Source organism: Pseudomonas sp. FW305-20 (genome assembly GCF_058788075.1).
In genome coordinates this window covers 90,093-110,418 of sequence record NZ_JBYTAJ010000002.1, presented here as the reverse complement: position 1 = coordinate 110,418, position 20,326 = coordinate 90,093, and the positions used below count along the sequence as shown (strand labels likewise).

Sequence of the window (20,326 nt, the reverse complement as noted above, 5' to 3'; positions counted from 1 at the left end):
CTATTCGACCCCACGTCTTTTCCTTCAGGAGTCATCCCATGCATTACAAAGTCTTCGGCCGCAAAACCGGCTTGCGGGTCTCGGAACTGGCGTTGGGCGCCGGTAACTTCGGCACCGGTTGGGGTCATGGCGCCGAGCGCGACGAAGCCAAACGCATCTTTGATGGCTACCTGGAGGCCGGCGGCAATTTCATCGACACCGCCAACGGCTATCAGGCTGGCCAGTCGGAAGCCATGCTTGGCGAATTCATCGCAGCGGAACGGGATCGCCTGGTCATCGCCACCAAATACACCCTGGGGACCACGCCGGCCGCGGGTATTTCCCACACCGGCAACAACCGCAAGAACATGGTTCGCGCCGTCGAAGAAAGCCTGAAACGACTCGACACCGACCACATCGACCTGTTCTGGGCCCACATGAGCGATGGCGTGACCCCGATGGAAGAGATCCTGCGCGGTTTCGACGACCTGGTACGCGCCGGCAAGATTCATTACGCCGGGCTGTCGAACTTCCCGGCGTGGCGCATCGCTCGGGCAGATTTGCTGGCCGAGATTCGTGGTTTCTCGCCGATTGCGGCGATTCAGGTGGAATACAGCCTCGCCGAACGCACCGCCGAACGTGAACAACTGCCGATGGCCGAAGCCTTGGGCTTGGCCGCTACGTTATGGTCACCGTTGGGTGGCGGGTTCCTCACCGGCAAGTACCGCACCAACGATGGCGACAACCGCGCTGCCAAACTCGGCATGCTGATCCACGCCGAGAAAAGCGCCCGTGAAACCGCCCTGCTCGACACTTTATTGGCCGTCGCCGCAGAACTGGACACCAGCCCGACGCACGTGGCCATTGCCTGGCTGCGGGAAAAAGCCAAGCGCTCGACCACTGCGCTGATCCCGATTCTCGGCTCGCGCACCCGTGAGCAACTGGATGCGACGCTGGGGGCGCTGAATGTGCAATTGAGTGCTGAACAGTTGTCGCGGCTTGATGGGGTCAGTGGTGTGGCGATGGGCGTGCCCCATGAATCCATTGCCGGGTCGATGGCGCGATTTACCGGGGCTGAAACCCTGGATCTGCCGATCATCCCGGTGGCCTGACACAGATTAAATGTGGGAGCGCCGCACCGCCGCTCCCACAGTTTTGACCGCGTTTTATCGGTCGACCTTATGCTTCGCGGCATAGAGGCACAGCATTTCCATCGCCAACGTCGCCGCCGCCAGTGAGGTAATGTCCGCACTGTCGTAGGCCGGCGCCACTTCCACAACGTCCATCCCCACCAGGTTAATCCCGCGCAAGCCGCCGAGGATTTCCAGCGCCTGCACCGTGCTCAGGCCGCCGCACACCGGCGTTCCGGTGCCTGGAGCGAAAGCCGGATCGAGGCAATCGATGTCGAACGTCAGGTACACCGGGTGATCACCGACCCGTGCCCGAATGGCCTCGACAATCGCATCAACGCCACCTCGATGCACTTGCCGCGCATCCAGCACTTGAAAGCCCTGGTGATCGTCATTGGTGGTGCGCAAACCGATCTGCACCGAACGCGACGGATCCACCAACCCTTCCTTGGCCGCGTGCCAGAACATCGTGCCGTGATCGACGCGCTTGCCGTCTTCGTCCGGCCAGGTGTCGCTGTGGGCGTCGAAGTGGATCAACGACAGCGGACCGTGCTTACGCGCATGGGCCTTGAGCAGCGGGTACGTGATGAAGTGATCCCCGCCGAACGTCAGCATCGCGCTACCGGCGTTGAGTATGTGTTCGGCGTGGGCTTCAATGCTTTCCGGCACCGACTGCGGTGTGCCGTAATCGAAGTCGCAATCGCCGTAGTCGATCACCGCCAGATGGTCGAACGGGTCGAACGTCCATGGCCAATGGCGCTCCCAGGCAATCCCGGTGGACGCGGCACGAATGCCCCGTGGTCCGAAACGCGCACCGGGGCGGTTGCTGGTGGCGGTGTCGAACGGGACACCGCTGACCGCTACGTCGGCGCCGCGCAAGTCGCGACTGTAGCGACGGCGCATGAAACTAGTGATACCGGCGTAGGTACTTTCTGCGGCGGTGCCGTAGAGGCTGTCGCGGGTCATGGCCTGATCGTTTTGCATCGGGATGTCCATCAGGTGCTCCTTGTTATTGGCTTATTGGCGGCTACGGAAAGTGGTCCACAAGCGAGTGCGCTGGCGCAGGTCCTTGAGGCTCATGCTGCGGTCGGCGTACAGCAGACCGCGAACGTCGGCGGGTGGATAAATGTCCGGGTCGCTGCGCACCGCCTCATCCACCAGCGGCGTTGCGGCCTGGTTGGCCGTGGCAAAGAACAGTGTGTTGGTCAGCGCCGCGACGGAGTCAGGGCGCAACATGAACTCGATAAAGGCGCGGGCCGCTTCGGGGTGAGGCGCGTCCTTGGGGATCGCCAGGTTGTCCTGCCAGACCAGCGTGCCCTCTTTCGGAATCCGGTACGCCACTTCGAACGGTTTATTGGACTTGCGCGCCTGGTCGGCGGCCATGCTGGCGTCACCGTTGTAGGTCAGCGCCAGGCAAACATCACCATTGGCCAGATCGCTGATCTGTCGACCGGTCGCGACGTACAGCACATTCGGTTGCAACTGAAGCAGTAACGCCTCAGCGGCTGTCAGATCAGCCTTGTCAGTGCTGTAGGGATCTTTACCCAAGTAATGCAACGCCAGGCCGACGACTTCCTGAGGCGAATCGAGAATGGCAATGCCGCAGTCCTTCAGTTTGCTGGCGTACTCAGGCTTGAACAGCAAATCGAGGCTATTGAGCGGCACATTCGGCAAGCGCTGTTTCACCGCCACGACATTCATCCCCAAGCCCAGGGTGCCCCAGGTGTAGGGCACGCCATAGCGATTGCCGGGGTCGACGGCGGCGAGTTTTTCCAACAAATCCGGATCGAGGTTGGCGTAACCTTTGAGGCCTTCGTGGGGAATCTCTTTCAAGGCACCGGCGGCCAATCCGCGGGCCAGCACGCTGGAAGACGGCACGACCACGTCATAACCGCTGCCCCCGGTGAGCAACCTGGTTTCGAGCACCTCCGAGGAATCAAAGGTGTCGTAGCGCACGTGGATACCGGTTTCCTGCTCGAAACGCTGCAAGGTTTCCGGCGCTACGTAATCGGACCAACTGTAGAGATTCAGGGCTTTTTCCTCGGCCTGGGCCGATACAGCCATGGCGAGGAACAGCGCGGGTAAACACAGCTTGAACATGGGAGCCATGACGGAACACCTGACCAGATGAAGTGGATGCAGAATGCGTCGTCGGATACATTGGAAAAATACCAAGTTAGTTATCCTGACTTTATCCAGGAGTAATGTTTTGATGCTCAGCCAACTCCACGATCTCGATCTGCAACTGCTGCGTCTGTTCGTCAACGTGGTGGAGTGCGGTGGTTTCAGTGCAGCCCAGGGGGAACTGGGCTTGAGTCAGTCGAGCATCAGCCAGCAAATGGCCAAACTGGAAACCCGACTCGGTTATCGCCTGTGCAGTCGCGGCAAGGGTGGTTTCAAGATCACACCCAAGGGAGAACAACTGCTGAATGCAACTCGCAGCCTGTTCGAGTCCATCGAAGCCTTCCGCCATCAATCCAATGGAGTGGCCGGGCGCCTGATCGGCGAGGTGCGGCTGGGGCTGTCCGAAGCGCTCGATCAATCCGTGCTGCAACGGGTGGCCGATGCGATCCGGCGTTTTCGCGAACGGGACGAATCGGTACGTATCGAATTGATCAGCGCCATGCCCGGCGAGATGGAACGCTTGCTGCTGCAACAACGACTGGACCTGGCGATCGGCTATTTCTCACAAGTGCAAAGTGCTTTTGACTACCGCGAACTGTTTACCGAAACCCAGCACTTGTATTGCGCCGCCGGCCATCCGTTGTTCACCAATGAGGCGCCTGACGATCAAGCGCTACAGGCTTGCGATCGGGTCGATCACCCTTACCGCTTCCTGCGCAGCGACGAGCCCTTCCAGGGGAAGAGGTGTTCGGCGCGCTCGGAGCAAGTCGAAGGCACCCTCGCCTTCATTCTCTCTGGCAAGCACGTCGGTTATTTACCCGAACACTTTGCCCGCAGCTGGGAAGACAAAGGACTGCTGCGGGCCGTGCGCCGTGGCGATATGAGTTTCGACGTGGCATTCCATCTGGCCCGCCATCGCGCCCAGGTGCCGGGGGATGCACAGAAAGCCTTTGAAGAGGATCTACTCGCGGCGTTCTCCTGAAGCCCCAGAACAGTTTTTGTGGCGAGGGGGCTTGCCCCCGTTCGACTGCGAAGCAGTCGCAAGATCAGCTGAAACAGTTTTGCCTGAAGGAATGCTAGGGGCTGCTTCGCAGCCCAACGGGGGCAAGCCCCCTCGCCACGGGTTCTGTGTATATCACTTCTGTATCGTTTGCCCTTGATGCCCGCTGCTGGCATCCTGCGCCTCCATTTTTGACCCGGCCCGCCTTCTGGCACGCACCTCACCATGACCGCCTCCGAAAAAGCCCCTGCCTCGCGCAATAACGACCTGATTTACGGCCTCGACGATCGCCCGCACCTGACCGCCACTGTCTTCGCCGCCCTGCAACACGTGCTCGCCAGTTTCGTCGGCATCATCACCCCGACCCTGATCATGGGCGGCGCCCTCGGCCTGCAAAGCGAGGTGCCGTACCTGATCAGCATGGCGCTGTTCGTCTCGGGGCTCGGCACGTTTGTTCAAGCGCGACGTTTCGGCCCGATCGGTTCCGGCCTGCTGTGCCTGCAAGGCACCAGCTTCTCATTCATCAGCGTGATTCTCAGTGCCGGTTTCATGGTCAAGGCCCGAGGCGGCGGCACCGATGAAATCCTGTCGACCATCTTCGGTGTGTGCTTTTTCGCCGCCTTCATCGAAGTAGTGTTGAGCCAGTTCATCGGCAAATTGCGGATGCTGATCACCCCGGTGGTGACCGGCACGATCATCACGCTGATGGGTTTGTCGCTGATCAAAGTCGCCATGACCGACATCGCCGGCGGCTTCGGTGCGGCGGACCTCGGCGCGGCCAGTCATCTGGCCCTGGCGGCCCTGGTGCTCGGAACGATTGTGCTGTTGAACCGGGTCGATGTACCGTTCCTGCGCCTCGGTGCGATCGTCATCGGCCTGACCCTCGGCTATCTCGTGGCCTGGCTGATGGGTGACGTCGATTTCGCCAGCCTGCCCGAAGTCCCCTTGATGAGCGTGCCGGTGCCGTTCAAGTACGGTTTTAACTTCGATTGGGTGGCGTTTGTGCCAGTGGCGGTGATTTTCCTCGTATCGCCACTGGAAGCCGCCGGTGACTTGACCGCCAACTCGATGATTTCCCGCCAGCCCGTCAAAGGTCCGATCTACATCCGCCGGATCAAGTCCGGCCTGCTCGCCGACGGCCTCAACTCGGCCATGGCCGCCGTGTTCAACAGCATGCCGATGGTGACCTTCGCCCAGAACAACGGCGTGATTCAGCTAACCGGCGTGGCCAGCCGCTACGTGGCGTTCTTCATTGCCGGTTTGTTGGTGCTGCTGGGGTTGTTTCCGATGATCGGCGCGGTGCTGCAACTGATGCCCAAACCGGTACTCGGTGGCGCTGAGCTGGTGATGTTCGGCACCGTCGCCGTCGCCGGGATCAAGATCCTCGCCGAAGCCGGCCTGCACCGACGCAACATGCTGATCGTGTCGATTTCCCTCGGCATGGGCCTGGGTGTCGCAGCCGTGCCGGAAGTGTTGCGCGAGTTGCCGAAGGCGCTGCACAACATCTTCGAATCGCCGATCACCGTCGGCGCGTTGTGCGCTATCGTGCTCAACATCTTCCTGCCTGAAGAGTTCATCGAGCTGGAAGAAGACGATTTCGATCCGGAAGCCTCGATCCTGCGGGTCATGGAAAACCCGGATGTCCCGGCCAAGGGTGAACCCGTCTCGCCTGCCGCTGTCGCACCCTTGAACCGCTAGAAATGCTCCTGGCCGAGCCACTGGCGGTTCGGCCTTTTCTTTAAGAGAGCACGTTCATGCGCAGTGTCCACACCGTTATCCTTTGCCTGCTTTTGCTTTCCCTGAGCGCCTGCGCCCTGCTGCCCAATCGCGACCCGCTGAACATCAACGTGGTCGGCTTCGAGCCGTTGCAAAGCCAGGACATGGAAGTACGCTTTGCCGTGAAAATACGCGTGCAAAACCCCAACGAGACCACCATCAATTACAACGGCGTCGCCCTGGACCTGGAAGTCAACGGCCAGCCGCTCGCTTCTGGTGTCAGTGATCAATCGGGCTCGATTGCACGTTTTTCCGAAACCGTGCTGACCGTGCCGGTGAGTGTTTCGGCGTTCTCCGTGCTGCGCCAGACCCTGGGCCTGGGCAAAACCCAAACCCTCGACAACCTGCCCTACGTCCTGCGCGGCAAACTCGCGGGCGGCGTGTTCGGCACCCTGCGTTTCGTGGACACTGGCAAACTTAGCCTGCCAACGTCGACGACCGGCACCTGGTGAGGGCAGCCCGCTCCGACAGGGGACACCGAATAACTGTGGGAGCGAGCCTGCTCCGGGCGGCGTTCCGACGATGACGGCGGCACATTCAACGCATTAGATGCCTGGCCCACCGCTATCGCGAGCAGGCTCGCCCACAGGGGTTATGTGTTGAAGCGGACACCGGGTTTGGCCCGCTCATCTACTGTCAGTTCGAAGACGTCCGGGCGCGCGTAGTGCCCGACCACGTCGTAGTCGTAACGGGCGCGGACCAGGTCATCGGTATCGATTTCTGCGCTGAGCAAACCGGTGCTGTCACGCAGCGGCCCCGCCAGAATGTCGCCCATCGGCCCGACGATCACGCTGCCACCGGCAATCAACGGGCGGTCCGCCGGCCAGTTGGCGACCTCCACGCCCAAGGCGTGCGGTGAATCCTGAACCTGACAGGCGCTGACCACAAAGCAGCGTCCTTCATGGGCGATATGGCGCATGCTGACCTGCCACATTTCCCGCTCATCCACCGTTGGCGCGCACCAGACCTCCACGCCCTTGGCGTACATCGCGGTGCGCAGCAGCGGCATCATGTTTTCCCAGCAAATCACCGCGCCGATCCGCCCGACCTGACTGTCGATTACCGGCAACGTCGAACCATCGCCTTTGCCCCAGATCAACCGTTCGGTACCGGTGGGCATCAGCTTGCGGTGCTTGGCGACCAGGCCTGCCTGCGGATCGAAATACAACGCCGTGCAGAACAAGGTGCTGCCGGCACGTTCGATGACACCGATCACCAGATTGGCGCCGGTGCGCGCTGACAGCCCGGCCAAGGCTTCGGTTTCCGCGCCGGGCACGTCGATTGCGTTGGCAAAGTACCGGGCGAAGGCTTCACGCCCTTCCGGCAGGCGGTAACCCAGCTGAGTGCCGAAGCCCTCGCCTTTGGGGTAACCGCCAAGCAATGCTTCGGGCATGACCACCAGCGCCGCGCCGGATTCGATGATCGCGTTTTCCCAGGAAAGGATCTGTTCCAGTGTCTCGGCCTTGCCACCGGGCAAGGCGCCGATTTGCAGTGCAGCAACGATTGACTTGGGCATCGCAGTAACTCCGAAAGCAATGAGGGGTTGCCCATTCTCCGGCGCCAAAGGATCATGAATAAAGCCCCGTTTGCTGCTTAATGATATGAACCAAATGAATATCGCCGCCGTCGATCTCAACCTGCTGAAAGTTTTCGAAGCGCTCCACGAGGAATCCAGCGCCAGCCGAGCCGCTTTGCGCCTGGGCGTTACCCAATCGGCGGTCAGCGCGGCATTGCGAAGATTGCGCGAGGTGTATGGCGATCAGTTGTTCGTACGCACCGGCCGCGGACTCGCCCCCACACTCAAGGCCAATCAATTGAAACCGGTGGTCAGCGATGCCCTGAACAAATGCCGGCAGAGCCTGGCGATGGTCGATCCGGCCGCCCACCAATATGACGGACGCTCGGTGACCGTGGGGATGTCCGATGATTTCGAAATCGCTTATGGGCGACGGCTGATTGAAGAAATCGCCCGCGTCGCGCCGAAGCTGCGGCTGATCTTTCGTCAGACCCACAGTCAGATCGTCGCCCAGGCGTTGATGGAACGCAGCATCGATCTGGCGATCACCGCCGGTGGGTTTGCCGAACGCTTGCTCAGCCGTCAGGTACTGGGGGAAGGCGGCTATCTGTGCCTGGCGGACCCGCTCAGCCTGGCCGAGGGTCAACAGACCCTGAGCCTGGATGAGTTCGTCGCCCGCGAGCACATTCTGGTGTCGTCGGGCGGCTTTATCGGGATCACCGATGAAGGGCTGGCGGCGCTGGGGCTGGCTCGGCGGGTATGCGCTTCGACCACACACTTTGCCGCGTTGCCGCACTTGCTCAAGGGCAGTCAGGCCGTGGCGACCATTCCGGCCCATGCGGCGCAAAGCATTGCAGCGCTCAGCGGACTGGCACTGCTGCCCTGCCCTCTGGCGTTGCCGCGATACCCGATCGAACTCGGCTGGCGCACCAGTACGCTGCTCGATCCGGTGGTGTTGAAAGTGCGCGAAGCGATTGTCGCGAGTTTTGCGAGCGCTACTTGGCAGCCATCAGGCGATTGACTTCGCTGCGCACCATATTGGCGAATTCCGGGGGCGACATGCCATCCAGTTCGGCACGGACCCACTCGGCCCATTTGCCTTTGCGCTTGGCGCGTTCACCGAACAACCGCGCGGCTTCACCCTTGGACTTGCCCAGGTTGCTTTGCCAGAGATCGAACAGACGGGATTTCTCATCTTCCAGCGCAGCGCGCTCGGCAAGGGGTTTGTCGGCCAGATTGAAGCTCATGGGAGTTACCTGCTGCGTAAAATAGGCGACATCTTACACTGTAGGAAGAAATGTCCGACTCAGGATTTTTCGTCAAGGTTGGGTCTACGCGAAAATCCACTGCAACTTTTTCGCTGATGACACACTCCACTGTTCACTGTCCATTTAACTGCAAGGAGTACCTCAATGGCCCGGAAAACCGCCGCACAAGTTGCCGAAGAACAGATCAAGGATCAAGCCTTCAGCGAACTTCAGGCTCTGATCGAAGAGTCAGAGAAACTGCTCAAAAGCAGCGCCTCGCTCGTCGGTGAGGAAGCGGACACACTTCGTGGGCAAATCGCCCAGAAACTTCAGCAGGCTAGGGACTCCGTCACCAGCGTTCGTGACCGGACCAAACCTGCGGTCGAAGCCACTGAAACCTACATTGGTGGTCATCCGTGGCAAACCGTGGCCATCTCTGCCGGTTTCGGCCTGGTAGTCGGGTTGTTGCTGGGTCGACGTTAAGCGCCCCCGTTTTAATCAGTACCCGCAAAAAGGCGAGCACGCAGCTCGCCTTTTTCATGCCCGGTTTTTATGCAGACCGAGAGTATGCCGGACTCAGAGCCCGGCCAATTCCCGCAAATTCGCCAACGTCTGAGCGTCGAGCGGGATGCCTTCGGTGCTGGACTTGGCACGTTGTTGGTGACGTCGATCCCCTGGCAAACGCTTGAGCCCCACACCGTGCATCTGCCTGACCAGTTCCTGACTGCGCTCGGCAAAACTCTGCCCGGCCGCCTTGCTCGGGTCGATCACGATCAACAGTTGGCCCGTCCACGGCGTCTTGGCCCCCGGATGGTTCGACCAATCGAACTCGAAGGAAAAATTGCCGCCGGTCAACGCCGCTGCCAACAGCTCGACCATCATCGACAGCGCCGAACCTTTATGGCCGCCAAATGGCAGCAACGCGCCGCCCTCCAGAATCGCTTTCGGGTCCTGGGTCGGCTGGCCGAGGCCGTCCACCCCCATGCCTGGCGGCAAACGCTCACCCTTGCGTGCGGCGATCTGCACATCGCCATGGGCAATGGCGCTGGTCGCCAGGTCGAAGACAATCGGAGCGCCGTCAGCCCGAGGGGCGGCGAAAGCGATCGGGTTGGTTCCGAACAGCGGGCGATCGGCACCGTGCGGCACCACGCAGGTCATGCTGTTGACCACACTCAGTGCGACCAGACCTTCATAGGCGAAGGGCTCGACATCCGGCCACAAGGCGGCGAAATGGTGGGAGTTACGAATAGCCAGCACCGCAATGCCGGCACTGCGGGCTTTTTCCACTAACAACCCGCGTGCTGCGGCGAGGGCCGGCTGGGCGAAACCATTGCACGCGTCGACCCGGACAAAACCCGAAGCCACGTCCTCGACCACTGGCACGGCCTGGCCATTGACCCAGCCACTCTGGAGCGTCGACACGTAACCGGGAATGCGGAATACACCATGACTATGGGCGCCATCGCGTTCGGTGCCGGCGCAGTTGAGGGCCAGTGTCCTGGCGACATCGGCGGAGGTGCCATGGCGTTGAAAAATCTGCTCGAGCAAAACAACGAGCGCGTCGAAATCGAGCGTTTGAGTGTTCGAACTGACGGCCACTTCGGGCGTTGCGGTCATCTGAAGCTCCAGTTTTATTTTTGAGTACGGGCAACAGGGTGCAGCGAGGTTGCAAGGCAACCCAAAACAGTTGTCGATTAAGCGCTGTTCTACCAGCGTCCTGTCAAGTCTCGACAGCCTGTTCGGTTCAAGCAATATGTACCGCACCCGAGCCAGCCACTGGCCGTACTGTTTTTTCCTCAATCCAACGACAGGCGATTACCCGCCGGTCGTAGCGCATCGAGGAAAAACCATGATGACTCCCCCACTGCCGTATTTTTTCGACGAGGCAGAACTTGCATCCAAAGCCGAACAACCCGGTGAACGCGAAAAGGCACTGTCCTTCACGCTTGATGATTTGAAGTGGTTGAGTGCTGTTTATCTGGCAACGCATGCGGCCCGTATCGCCAATAGCGAGCCCATGCACGTCGACCGGTTGCTTCTGAGCGTACCTGACGCGTCAGGCATCCCCTTGGCCGGCGCTTTTTCCATGAGCCGGCCCAATGATGGGGAAATCACGCTCTATACACCGTGGAAAGGCCTGGTCAAATTCGCGGACTTCAAGAGCCTCAAAAGCAAACTCCAGGAATGGCTGACGCAGCCCACTGGAAAGCGTGAGCTGCTGCGCTTTCTTTCCCTTGAACAACGCAGCGCCTTGGCTGCCGCCACTGCGCCGGGCATTACCACGCAAGTCATCGAAGGTGCGGTGCTACAGGACCAGGAACTCATCCTCGAACGCAATCAGGCTCAGAACATCAGGGCGATGATGGGCGAGTTGCTCAAGTTGCCAACGCTGCAATCGATGCTGGACGAAACCCTCAAGACCGCGTTGCATGAAACGTTCCCCGAACTGGACCAGCGCCTTACCCGAGTTAAGAGCTTTGTCATCGAAAGCGATGACCAGCAATTGCTTTCCTCGCATTCACTGAGCGAAACGCTGCTGCATTACTACCTGACCCATCAGTGGCCCACTGGCGATACCAGAGTTTTTTCCAACCCCCTGCACAATGTGAGCAGCGCCGCCGATAACCAGGCCTGGGAAAACGCAGTCAAAGAGATCACACAAACGCTGACCCCGCGCTTGCAAGACCTGCTCAAGACGTTCTGGAACACACCGATGAACAATGGGCAGTTACGCGGGAAGTTTTTTGCCGAGGGTTTGCGCGATACCTTTCACCTGAAACTTTTGCTACAGCGCCAACAACGTGTTCTAACGACGCAGCAATACCTGCGACTGATGAATCTCAGCCTTGAACCTGACATCGACGATCCGCTTCGTGCCGAAAAAGTCCGTGTCACCGCCCCCTTCAAGCAATACGTGGAACTCGCCTCCACCCTGATGATCGGCAGCAGCGACACGTTGGATTTTCTGTACACCCCGTCGAGAGGCATCGAGGCTACGAGCGACCTCCCCGCTGTCGGGAAAATCGTCGCGCAGATGTTGAAAAGCCAAGGACATGAAGACACGCTGCTCAACTTTCTGTCATTGGACGAACGCACTACGTTTCTTTCAATGAAGCCGGAAGAACAAGTGATTGTCGGTGAACCGATCATCGGCTCGGTGTTTGAACAATTGATGACCGACATCCTTGGCAAGCAACGCGAGAATCTGGCCTATGCGCTGAGCGAATACCGTGAAAGCGAAGGCACGCAGGATCCCCGAGCCTTGTTCGACAAGGCATTGGATGTCCGCGGACTGATCGACGCTCGACTGCTGGCCGCCGATGCCGAAGGACGCTGGAGTACACACGCAGACCGGCGCCCGAGCGCGCAACCAGCGGCCGTTCGCGGCGAGTCGGCCAAGGAGCATCTGGCCATTCTTTCCACCGTTAAGCAGCCGCTGGAGCTACTGCTCGAAAACCAGCCGGTCATTCCCGCGAACACTCGAACGATTGCCGAAGTGCAGCGTATCTTCAACTCCTCGCTTGGGAGCCTGCAATCGCGTTTCACTCAAACCCTGTCAACGGCATTGCGCAGCGAATTGAAACTGCACGCCGTCATGCGCACCCTCAGTGCCACGGAACAGGCGATCATCAACACCGTGCTTGATACCCCGGTACGCTTGCAGCGGGCAGCATTGAACGGTTTTTTGCCGGACGTATTTTCCTTGGCATTGAAGGCAAGCGGGGCCACAGCCACGTTGAAACTGGCCAGTTGTTTTGTGCTGACTGAACGTGGAGGCCTGGACCCGAAGCATTCAGGCAAGGCGATTTTGTGGACGCCAGCCTCGGGATTCGAAGCTTTCAAGGCATTGCCTCCATTGCTGACCGAGCTGGATCGACGTCTCAAGGACACCGACGATCGCACCACCCTTCTGGAGAACCTTGGACGCAGCGAGAGAGTCGCTGGCCGGAGCTACACCCTGGCGCCGCTGCAGCGAATAGATGAGGATTTTCTCGATCACGTGCAAAAGCCCTTTGTCCAGCTGGACCAGGCGTGCGTCATCCGTGCGCTGGCCACGAAACTTCCCGCGACGCCCCTGGCCAATCTCCTGATGCTGGTGGCATTGCGCCAACCGATGACCGGATCAGATCGCGCGACGGACATCGCCCAATCCCTGATCACTCAGCAAAAACTACCGGCATGGCTGGCCAAGGCGTCCATTCAAGACCAGATACTGCACGGGGAGTTGCTTCAGCAATACCTCAACAACGTGACCGATGATCAGGACTACCTCACTGGCATACGCTCCCTGGCACGCACGGCGCACGATGCACTTGAAAAACAACTCAAGGCAGATACGTTCGACATCGATCCAGATAAGGTCCAGATACAGATCGACAAGCGCTCGAGGTCTGCGGCCAGCACCCAAACCCTGACCGATTTTGCCCTGACCCATTTCAAGGATCTGGACAAAACCCATTTCAAACTGGTGTCGCTCGATAACACCGCGATCCCCCAGGATATGGACCAAAGCTACATCAAAGACCTGATACGAAACTTGAAGCTGGGTGAACTTCAACAAAAGACACTGAACGAAGCCTTTGCAGACACCCAGGCGAATGCCAAGGACCGCAGGAAGCGTTTTTACACGCAATTGCCCTGGCAGCTGATGCATTACGCCCACACGGAAAAATTGCAGGAGCGCCTCAGCGAGACGGGGTTTGATCTGATACGCCAAGTCATGGACATGCCCGACGCTATCGCCCGCGCGGCAGTCGACGGTGCCCACGCGATCATCCGCCCACTTGAGCTCCTGGGCATCAAGCGTCAACAACCGGTCAAGGTGCCTGGCGTTTATCTGATTGGCTCATCGGCCGACAGCACCGCGCCACAGGTCCTTGTCGCGCCTCATAGCCCCGGGTACGGGGTGAAAGAGTATAAAAATGAAACACAGCTCCTGAATGAACTGAAGACACGCGGCGATCTGCTCGACTGGGTACTCATGAACCTGCCGCAGCCTGATCGGATACTGCTCGAACACAGGATGGAGACCACCAATAGCCGCCTTGCCGAGGTGACGCTGGCGTCCAACCCGATCAAGGGGAATCTGTTCGGGCACTTGTTCGATGACAACGCCGCTTTACTGGCACGATTGCTCGGTTGTCAGGCCGATGACAACAAGCAGGCTGAGTGGGCAACCATCAAGCATGTGCTGGGTGAAGATCTGCAAGGGGCATTTACGTTCCTGATGGGCAAGCTTGCCTACCCGATTACGGTGTGGCGCAGTTACCGAGACATCAAGCAGTCCGCCGAAGACCTTCAAACGCACAAATGGGGAGCGGCGATAAAGGAATTTATCAGCGGCATTGCACAACTCGCCACGTTGCGACTGTCGCTGGAATCGCAAGCGAAGCCATCTTCAACGCCCACTACACCGGCACCAGAAACTTCCGATACCCGCTTCAAATGGCAGGTAGTCGCCATTACAGCCCCCGAACGTACGCAGTTGAAGCGTCATGAAAGCCTTGATGTCGACCTCAATTCGCTCACATTAAACTCAAGTCTCGGCCTCTATTCCCATCCGACGACAAATAAAACCTACGCACCGGTTGAAGGGAAGGTATATCCAGTCACAAAGCGCGGCACACACTGGCGCATCGCCGACACCAACGTTCGCGGTCCTCGGCTGAGTCAGAACGTGTCGAAACAATGGGTCCTGGATAGGGAAACGCCAGCCCCCCGCTTCAGCATCAGCAATCGGTTGCGCACCGCCTATTCGGTTTGGGAGAGCATGAACGTCGATGCCGATGGAATGAGCGAAATCCGTAGACTGTTTCCGCAAAAGGCTCGTCAGATTGACGAAGCGCTGGACCTGGCAACCACCTATGCCTGGAACTGCTTTCAAAATCTGCAATTGCTGAAATCTTCCGACAACACGGTTACTCCCGTGCATCAACTCATCATGGATTTAATTGACGTACCGCAAGTGCAGCCCGCGCATGTGAACCAGCTTGAAAAAGTCTTGGGAGACATTTTTACCGCCTTGTTGGACCCCTCACTCCGAAAGCCGAAAACCAATCGTTTTGTAATCGGCAGGCTGGTCAGTGGCGCGCCAACGACATTCGGTTTCACTGTTCCAACGGATGCAAAGCGGAAAATCTATTTGGCCGAAAAGTTCTTCGACACCGGTTTCGAGTTCTACCGCAAACATCTTTCCGAGCCTGCCTTCCCTATCAAAACCCATGCTCAAGCAGTCACCCTTATTCATGAGCTTTCCCATATCGTCTGCAAAACCGAAGACATCGCTTACCTCGATTCCAGCAGGCCATTCCCCCATCTGATTGGACAGGCCAGTGCAACTGCCAATGACCTCAAGGACGCGTTGACCACGCTTCAGGAAACCGCACTCTCGATCAAGACTCCCCTTACCCAGCTGTTCATGACCGAGGATCCTGATACTGGTGTGTGGGAGGATCCAGGCAGCACTTCCTATGAAAATACTGATCGGGTAAAGGCGCATATATTGACCTTGACCGGCGGAGAAAACCTGAGCGCTGCCCGCAAGATCTTCAAGCGTGATCCATTGGTCAGACTCAAGGTGCAACTCGGTAACGCCGACAGCGTTTCATGGCTCATCAGCCAAATGGGGCGCCAACTGCATACCAGCACCCCGTGAATCAGAAAAATAACGACCGATTTGCTGGGCAATTGCCATGACGGTTGTTCTCGCAGACTTCCCCTCAAGGTTAGAATGCGGGAAATCAGGATGGGTCAATGACCGACAACTCACTCTCGCAAGCCCAATATGACGCAATCACCGATGCCGCTGCGCATTGGTGCATGCGTCTGCACGCCAACGATTGCACCGCTGAAGAGCGGCTGGCATTCGAGCAATGGCATGACGCTCATCCGCTTCACGCGTTCGAGTACGAGGCGATGCTGGAGATCTGGGATGTCGCGGGGGACCTGCCCCGTCCAGCCACCGTAGTCCCGATGGTCCGCGCCAAACCTGCAACGCCTTGGCGCACCTTCGGTATCGCCGCCGCGGTTTGTGCCGTGGCGTTGCCGCTGGCGGCCTATAGCGGCTGGAACCTGGGCTGGCTGCCCAATTCCTATCAACATTTCGAAGCGAACGACAATGTCCGCCAGGTCACCCTGAGCGATGGCAGTCAGGTGGAACTGAACCTGGGCAGTGAGCTGACGTTCAGCAACTACAAGGATCAACGTCGGATCACGCTGAAAAAAGGCGAAGCCTTCTTCAACGTCAGCCATGACACTGAACACCCCTTCATTGTCAAAGCGGCCGAAGGCAGGATTCGGGTAACCGGAACCAGATTCAACGTCTGGATGTATGAAGATCAGGTACGCGTGAACCTGATAGAAGGTTCGGTGCTGGTGAGCAGTAACGACGCCGTTGCGGGTGACGGTTTGCGCCTCGAACCAGCAATGCAGGCGAGCTATAGACGCGGCGACTTCACTCCGCGGATCAGTCAGACCTACGACAATGACAACTCACTGGCCTGGCGCAGCGGAAAACTGGTGCTCGATGATCTGGCGTTGACCGATGCATTGCCATTGATCAATCGCTACTTGAGCAAACCGGTGATGGTGGCCGACAGCAGTACCGGCTCGATTCGCATCGGCGGCATCTACAACATCAAGGAGCTCGACAACCTGGTGGCTTCCCTGCCCAAGGTATTGCCGGTCTACCTGACCCGCAACAAGGATGGCAATCCGGTCCTCAACTCCCTTGCGCAACACCCCCCAAAAAGCTGAAGGCCGCCCCCTTTTGCGGGGTGCGGCCTGCTTTTTCTCGCTCCAGCATCTTCAGCGTTACTGTGCGGCCACCTTTCTGGTGGCCCTTAGTCATCGAAGGTCACGAACCTGCAAATATCGAGTACCGCTGACAAAAAATTTAGGCCATGAAAGCGCTTTTCACAGGCATCTCACGGGGCGCTGACGTGATGGCGACAAAATTTCTACATTCGGGGCTTCATTATTTGCCCCGCTCGTACGTCTTATTGAATGAGAGCACCCATCACATTTCCTGGCCGGCTCGAAAAAGGAGTTTTTGCATGTACAACTCGCAACTGCCAACGGACGGTAGCAGTGCGCCAAAGGGCTCCGCCATGGGCTCCGGTGTTTTTGGTCAACGCATTGAGCGCAATGGCAACGAGCGGATCAGGTTGCTGCTCAAGAGCTTTGGCCTGCGAACCAGCCTGATCCGCCTCAAAGTCATCGACGCCTTGCTGACTGCCGCCGAAAGCGACCGTAGCCTCGGCGTGCGCGGCGTGCACAGCCACTTGCTGGAGCTGGGTATTCCCCTGTCCTTTCTCAGTGTGCGGGAAGTGTTGAAACGCTTGTGCAGCGAAGGCGTGATCACGCTCAATCCGGACAAAAGCTACAGCCTGCATCCGCACGCTGCAGCCATTCTTCATCGCGAGTGATCCGCGCAAGATGCGTCGTTCAGGGTTTGACCTTGCGGCGCATCACGCCATTGACCACCACCACGATCACCGCCACGCCGATGGCGATGTACTGAAACAGCTTCTCGCTGATGACACCTGCGTTTTGCAGATACGAAAGTCCGAACATGATCCCCAACACCACGAGCGAGATCAGAATCGAGTATTTCAAACGTTGCGACTGAGTCATTGCGAGTTCCTGAACCTGAAAAATTATCCGATTTGTATCAGAGCGCGTGCCAAGCCCTACCTTTCTCCGATGATAGGACACTACAAAACGGGGTCTCATGTTACAGCCGATCACTGGATTTGGCTTTATTGCCCCGTGAGGATTTTGAAATGTTCCGTCGAATCGCACTGCCGATTCCCCCTGCTCGCTCTCCTGGCCCTGAGCAGCTGCATCGTTTTCCCCCACGGCGATCACCATTACGACCGTGGTGGGCCGGGGTATTACCAGCATCGATAACGTGGATATTTGAACCTTCATTCGTAAGCTAAATACCCAATCCGATAACTGCTAAATAAATGCCCGCCCTGTCGCGAGTATTTTTCGTACGGGCATATTTACCTATTCCTATCAATGGAATATCGAAACATAGCGAAAACTATCGAAACCTTGAGTTTCAATAGTTCATTGGAGCTATTCATGTTCCGTGATTAATCTCGGCGCGTTGCAAAAGACCCGATATTAAACTTCGCGCAAAAAAGAGACGCCATGCACAAGCCTTTAATCAATATCAGCTCCCGACATCTATTGGGCTTTTGCCTTGCAATCACTTTTTTCGAACTGCTGACCTATATGGCCAGCGATATGATCATGCCGGGCATGTTGACCGTTACCCATCAATTGGATGCCAGTCCCGACCATGTCCCTTACGCCTTCAATCTTTATTTGGCCGGCGGCATTCTTCTGCAATGGCTTATTGGCCCGCTGTCCGATCATTTCGGCCGCCGCCGGATGTTGCTTATCGGTTGTGCGGTATTCGCCCTGGCCTGCGCCGCCGCGTTCAAGGTGCAAAGCATTTCCGCGTTCAATGGCTTGCGACTGATTCAGGGCATGGGGTTGGGGTTTGTCATCGCGGTCAGCTACCCGGCCCTGCAAGAAGTTTTCTGCGAAGCCGACGCGGTCAAAATCATGGCGCTGTTGGGGAACGTTGCGTTGCTCTCCCCGCTACTGGGGCCGTTGCTCGGCAGTCTGCTGCTGGAATGGTTGTCCTGGCGGGAGCTGTTTTTACTGCTGGGTATCGGCGGCGTGATGGTCTGGCTCGGGCTTTATTTGTTCATGCCGGAAACCGTGGGCACCCTGCGCCACGACGGTCAGCGACTGGAAGCAGTACGCTTTGAATGGCACGGCACCCTACGCCGCTATGCGGCGTTGCTGACTAACCCGCGATTCCTGTGCGCCGCTGTCGCGCTGGGCGTGATGAGCCTGCCGTTGATTGCCTGGATCGGCTTGGCGCCGCTCTTGCTGATCCACAACCAGGGGTTATCAACGCTGCACTACGGCCTGTGGCAAATCCCGGTATTTACAGCCGTCATTCTCGGCAATCTGATCCTCAATCGACTGATTGCCAACGTTGAACTGCCACAACTGATTCGATACGCGCTTTGGCCGTTTTGCGGCGGCCTCATCGCGTTAGTCGCCGTCAGCATCTACGGCGGTTCGACCGTCGTGCTGATCAGTTGCCTGGCGCTGTACGCCGTGGGACTGGGCATGAGCAATGCCGCGTTGTACCGGCTTGCGCTGTTCGCCAGCGATGACAGCAAAGGTCTGGTCTCGGCCATGATCGGTATGATCTCGATCGCTGTCATGGGCGGCGGCGGCTCGCTTATTGCGGCCGTCGGTGCCGGTGACAGCCACGAATCCTTCGCTTTGATGGCGGGTATCGCGGGGCTGCTGAGCCTGGCGCCCCTGCGCCTGTTTCTGCGGCGCTCTCAAATCCCGCTTGCCGTCTGACACCCCACAGCAGGTCTTCTGATGATCCATTTACCCCGCACCGATGCGCTTTGCGCGTTAACGCAACCCTATTGCCTGAATTCCGTCCCTGAGGGACTGTTTGATCAGGCGATGGGGGAAACCAGCTTGTTTCATTGTCACCACACGCCTGGCTACGAACGCTGGCTGAACGCCAACGGGCTCGATGCCCAAGATCTCGAAACACTGGATGACTGGTCCAGATTGCCACCGATTTTCGCCAACTATTTTAAACGTCACCTGTTGTTCGGTCCTACCGGCGAAGGGGCGCTGGAGCTGACCTCATCCGGCACCAGCGGCCAGAAAAGTCGCATGCGCTATGACTCTCGCAGCATGGCGGCGGCTCAAGGGATGGTGAGCCACATTTTCCGGCACTACGGCTGGGATACGCCGCACAGCCCCTGCAATTATTTGCTCCTGAGCTACGAGCCCGAGGCTGCCATCACCTTGGGCACCGCTTACACCGACCAGTTTCTGTGCAGCTATGCGCCCGTCAATCGGCTCGTCTACGGATTGCGCCGGACGGCCAAAGGTCACGAGTTCGACCTGTTTGGCGTGATTCGCGCCTTGCAGGAGTTTGCCGACGAGGGCTTGCCCGTGCGAATTCTTGGATTTCCTGCGTTTCTTTCCCATGCGCTACAGCACATGGAAGACACCGGCGCACCGAATCTCGAGCTTCCAGCTCAGTCATTGGTGTTTTTGGGGGGTGGCTGGAAAACCCAGGCAGCACAAGAGATTCCATTGCTTGAGTTGTACGCCCGAATCAATCGGCAATTGGGTGTCGACCTGTCCCGCTGTCGCGATGGTTACGGAGCCGTCGAGCATGCCGTGCCCTATATCCAGTGTGCCCGTCATCATTTTCATGCCCCCGTTTATTCGAAGGTTTTCGTGCGCAACCCATCCGATTTCACGGTCCAGCCATACGGCCAGCGCGGCTTGCTGGAATTCGTCTCCCCGTACATTTCGTCAAGCCCTGCTCACGCGGTGGTCATGGGCGACCTGGCGACATTACACCCCGGCGCCAGTTGCGGATGCGGCCTGAGCACCGATTGGTTCGAGCTGCACGGGCGTGCCGGCACCACCGCCAGTCGCAGTTGCGCGATGGCGGCTTCCGAATTGCTGGGAGGGGCTTGAT

17 protein-coding genes are annotated in these 20,326 nt (G+C 58.5%); 11 read left to right on the top strand and 6 right to left on the bottom strand.

Annotation, left to right across the window (positions count from 1 at the left end; all coding sequences use genetic code 11):
• Nucleotides 1-38 precede the first annotated feature (38 nt).
• Nucleotides 39-1,091, top strand: coding sequence for an aldo/keto reductase (locus AC3WP4_RS02480; RefSeq protein WP_074876373.1), 1,053 nt, complete (start codon nt 39-41; stop codon nt 1,089-1,091).
• Nucleotides 1,092-1,145: 54 nt separating this feature from the next.
• Here AC3WP4_RS02480 and speB read toward each other — a convergent pair whose 3' ends face one another.
• Both speB and AC3WP4_RS02470 read right to left on the bottom strand, forming a co-directional pair.
• On the bottom strand, nt 1,146-2,105 hold the full coding sequence (speB, locus tag AC3WP4_RS02475; protein WP_102614755.1) for an agmatinase: 960 nt from the start codon (nt 2,103-2,105) through the stop codon (nt 1,146-1,148).
• A 21-nt stretch (nt 2,106-2,126) separates the two neighbouring features.
• Complete coding sequence (locus AC3WP4_RS02470; protein ID WP_102614756.1) at nt 2,127-3,218, bottom strand: polyamine ABC transporter substrate-binding protein; 1,092 nt, start codon at nt 3,216-3,218, stop codon at nt 2,127-2,129.
• A 103-nt stretch (nt 3,219-3,321) separates the two neighbouring features.
• Between AC3WP4_RS02470 and AC3WP4_RS02465 the strand changes: the two genes are divergently transcribed.
• The 3 genes from AC3WP4_RS02465 to AC3WP4_RS02455 all read left to right on the top strand — a co-directional run bounded on the left by AC3WP4_RS02465 (nt 3,322) and on the right by AC3WP4_RS02455 (nt 6,461).
• Nucleotides 3,322-4,215, top strand: coding sequence for a LysR family transcriptional regulator (locus tag AC3WP4_RS02465; RefSeq protein ID WP_102614757.1), 894 nt, complete (start codon nt 3,322-3,324; stop codon nt 4,213-4,215).
• A gap of 243 nt (nt 4,216-4,458) precedes the next feature.
• Nucleotides 4,459-5,931 carry a nucleobase:cation symporter-2 family protein gene (locus tag AC3WP4_RS02460; RefSeq protein WP_074876365.1) on the top strand — a complete coding sequence of 491 codons (1,473 nt, stop codon included), beginning with the start codon at nt 4,459-4,461 and terminating at the stop codon, nt 5,929-5,931.
• Between the two features lie 56 nt (nt 5,932-5,987).
• Nucleotides 5,988-6,461, top strand: a complete 474-nt coding sequence (locus AC3WP4_RS02455; protein WP_102614758.1) for an LEA/WHy family protein — start codon at nt 5,988-5,990, stop codon at nt 6,459-6,461.
• A 140-nt stretch (nt 6,462-6,601) separates the two neighbouring features.
• Here AC3WP4_RS02455 and AC3WP4_RS02450 read toward each other — a convergent pair whose 3' ends face one another.
• On the bottom strand, nt 6,602-7,525 hold the full coding sequence (locus AC3WP4_RS02450; RefSeq protein ID WP_102614759.1) for a carbon-nitrogen hydrolase family protein: 924 nt from the start codon (nt 7,523-7,525) through the stop codon (nt 6,602-6,604).
• Between the two features lie 85 nt (nt 7,526-7,610).
• Between AC3WP4_RS02450 and AC3WP4_RS02445 the strand changes: the two genes are divergently transcribed.
• On the top strand, nt 7,611-8,546 hold the full coding sequence (locus tag AC3WP4_RS02445; protein WP_074876357.1) for a LysR family transcriptional regulator: 936 nt from the start codon (nt 7,611-7,613) through the stop codon (nt 8,544-8,546).
• Here the strand turns inward: AC3WP4_RS02445 and AC3WP4_RS02440 are convergent.
• Complete coding sequence (locus tag AC3WP4_RS02440; RefSeq protein ID WP_008155229.1) at nt 8,521-8,772, bottom strand: hypothetical protein; 252 nt, start codon at nt 8,770-8,772, stop codon at nt 8,521-8,523. The two genes, AC3WP4_RS02445 and AC3WP4_RS02440, sit on opposite strands and share 26 nt — an antisense overlap.
• Nucleotides 8,773-8,937: 165 nt before the next feature.
• Here AC3WP4_RS02440 and AC3WP4_RS02435 point away from each other — a divergent pair, with 165 nt between their 5' ends.
• A complete protein-coding gene (locus AC3WP4_RS02435) occupies nt 8,938-9,255 on the top strand; it encodes an ElaB/YgaM/YqjD family protein (RefSeq protein ID WP_074876356.1) in 318 nt (105 codons plus the stop codon).
• Nucleotides 9,256-9,348: 93 nt separating this feature from the next.
• Here AC3WP4_RS02435 and AC3WP4_RS02430 read toward each other — a convergent pair whose 3' ends face one another.
• On the bottom strand, nt 9,349-10,389 hold the full coding sequence (locus tag AC3WP4_RS02430) for an Ldh family oxidoreductase (RefSeq protein ID WP_102614760.1): 1,041 nt from the start codon (nt 10,387-10,389) through the stop codon (nt 9,349-9,351).
• Nucleotides 10,390-10,621: 232 nt separating this feature from the next.
• Between AC3WP4_RS02430 and AC3WP4_RS02425 the strand changes: the two genes are divergently transcribed.
• From AC3WP4_RS02425 to AC3WP4_RS02415, 3 genes are all read left to right on the top strand, one after another.
• Nucleotides 10,622-15,427 carry a dermonecrotic toxin domain-containing protein gene (locus AC3WP4_RS02425; protein ID WP_102614761.1) on the top strand — a complete coding sequence of 1,602 codons (4,806 nt, stop codon included), beginning with the start codon at nt 10,622-10,624 and terminating at the stop codon, nt 15,425-15,427.
• A 98-nt stretch (nt 15,428-15,525) separates the two neighbouring features.
• Nucleotides 15,526-16,527: a FecR family protein gene (locus AC3WP4_RS02420; RefSeq protein ID WP_074876351.1), complete on the top strand. Its 1,002-nt coding sequence runs from the start codon at nt 15,526-15,528 to the stop codon at nt 16,525-16,527.
• A gap of 299 nt (nt 16,528-16,826) precedes the next feature.
• On the top strand, nt 16,827-17,198 hold the full coding sequence (locus AC3WP4_RS02415; RefSeq protein WP_074876349.1) for a fe2+ zn2+ uptake regulation protein: 372 nt from the start codon (nt 16,827-16,829) through the stop codon (nt 17,196-17,198).
• A gap of 19 nt (nt 17,199-17,217) precedes the next feature.
• On the opposite strand, the gene AC3WP4_RS02410 is transcribed toward AC3WP4_RS02415, so the two are convergent.
• Nucleotides 17,218-17,406 (bottom strand): hypothetical protein, encoded by a 189-nt coding sequence (locus AC3WP4_RS02410; protein ID WP_010460665.1) that lies wholly within the window; start codon nt 17,404-17,406, stop codon nt 17,218-17,220.
• A 525-nt stretch (nt 17,407-17,931) separates the two neighbouring features.
• Here AC3WP4_RS02410 and AC3WP4_RS02405 point away from each other — a divergent pair.
• Both AC3WP4_RS02405 and AC3WP4_RS02400 read left to right on the top strand, forming a co-directional pair.
• Complete coding sequence (locus AC3WP4_RS02405) at nt 17,932-19,173, top strand: MdfA family multidrug efflux MFS transporter (RefSeq protein ID WP_102614762.1); 1,242 nt, start codon at nt 17,932-17,934, stop codon at nt 19,171-19,173.
• Nucleotides 19,174-19,194: 21 nt separating this feature from the next.
• A complete protein-coding gene (locus AC3WP4_RS02400; protein ID WP_102614763.1) occupies nt 19,195-20,325 on the top strand; it encodes a LuxE/PaaK family acyltransferase in 1,131 nt (376 codons plus the stop codon).
• Nucleotide 20,326 lies beyond the last annotated feature (1 nt).

Bases quoted from the DNA above. Each gene is read 5' to 3' on its own strand.
- AC3WP4_RS02480 (WP_074876373.1), top strand. From the start codon at position 39: ATGCATTACAAAGTCTTCGGCCGCAAAACCGGCTTGCGGGTCTCGGAA.
- speB (WP_102614755.1), bottom strand. From the start codon at position 2,105: ATGGACATCCCGATGCAAAACGATCAGGCCATGACCCGCGACAGCCTC.
- AC3WP4_RS02470 (WP_102614756.1), bottom strand. From the start codon at position 3,218: ATGGCTCCCATGTTCAAGCTGTGTTTACCCGCGCTGTTCCTCGCCATG.
- AC3WP4_RS02465 (WP_102614757.1), top strand. From the start codon at position 3,322: ATGCTCAGCCAACTCCACGATCTCGATCTGCAACTGCTGCGTCTGTTC.
- AC3WP4_RS02460 (WP_074876365.1), top strand. From the start codon at position 4,459: ATGACCGCCTCCGAAAAAGCCCCTGCCTCGCGCAATAACGACCTGATT.
- AC3WP4_RS02455 (WP_102614758.1), top strand. From the start codon at position 5,988: ATGCGCAGTGTCCACACCGTTATCCTTTGCCTGCTTTTGCTTTCCCTG.
- AC3WP4_RS02450 (WP_102614759.1), bottom strand. From the start codon at position 7,525: ATGCCCAAGTCAATCGTTGCTGCACTGCAAATCGGCGCCTTGCCCGGT.
- AC3WP4_RS02445 (WP_074876357.1), top strand. From the start codon at position 7,611: ATGAACCAAATGAATATCGCCGCCGTCGATCTCAACCTGCTGAAAGTT.
- AC3WP4_RS02440 (WP_008155229.1), bottom strand. From the start codon at position 8,772: ATGAGCTTCAATCTGGCCGACAAACCCCTTGCCGAGCGCGCTGCGCTG.
- AC3WP4_RS02435 (WP_074876356.1), top strand. From the start codon at position 8,938: ATGGCCCGGAAAACCGCCGCACAAGTTGCCGAAGAACAGATCAAGGAT.
- AC3WP4_RS02430 (WP_102614760.1), bottom strand. From the start codon at position 10,389: ATGACCGCAACGCCCGAAGTGGCCGTCAGTTCGAACACTCAAACGCTC.
- AC3WP4_RS02425 (WP_102614761.1), top strand. From the start codon at position 10,622: ATGATGACTCCCCCACTGCCGTATTTTTTCGACGAGGCAGAACTTGCA.
- AC3WP4_RS02420 (WP_074876351.1), top strand. From the start codon at position 15,526: ATGACCGACAACTCACTCTCGCAAGCCCAATATGACGCAATCACCGAT.
- AC3WP4_RS02415 (WP_074876349.1), top strand. From the start codon at position 16,827: ATGTACAACTCGCAACTGCCAACGGACGGTAGCAGTGCGCCAAAGGGC.
- AC3WP4_RS02410 (WP_010460665.1), bottom strand. From the start codon at position 17,406: ATGACTCAGTCGCAACGTTTGAAATACTCGATTCTGATCTCGCTCGTG.
- AC3WP4_RS02405 (WP_102614762.1), top strand. From the start codon at position 17,932: ATGCACAAGCCTTTAATCAATATCAGCTCCCGACATCTATTGGGCTTT.
- AC3WP4_RS02400 (WP_102614763.1), top strand. From the start codon at position 19,195: ATGATCCATTTACCCCGCACCGATGCGCTTTGCGCGTTAACGCAACCC.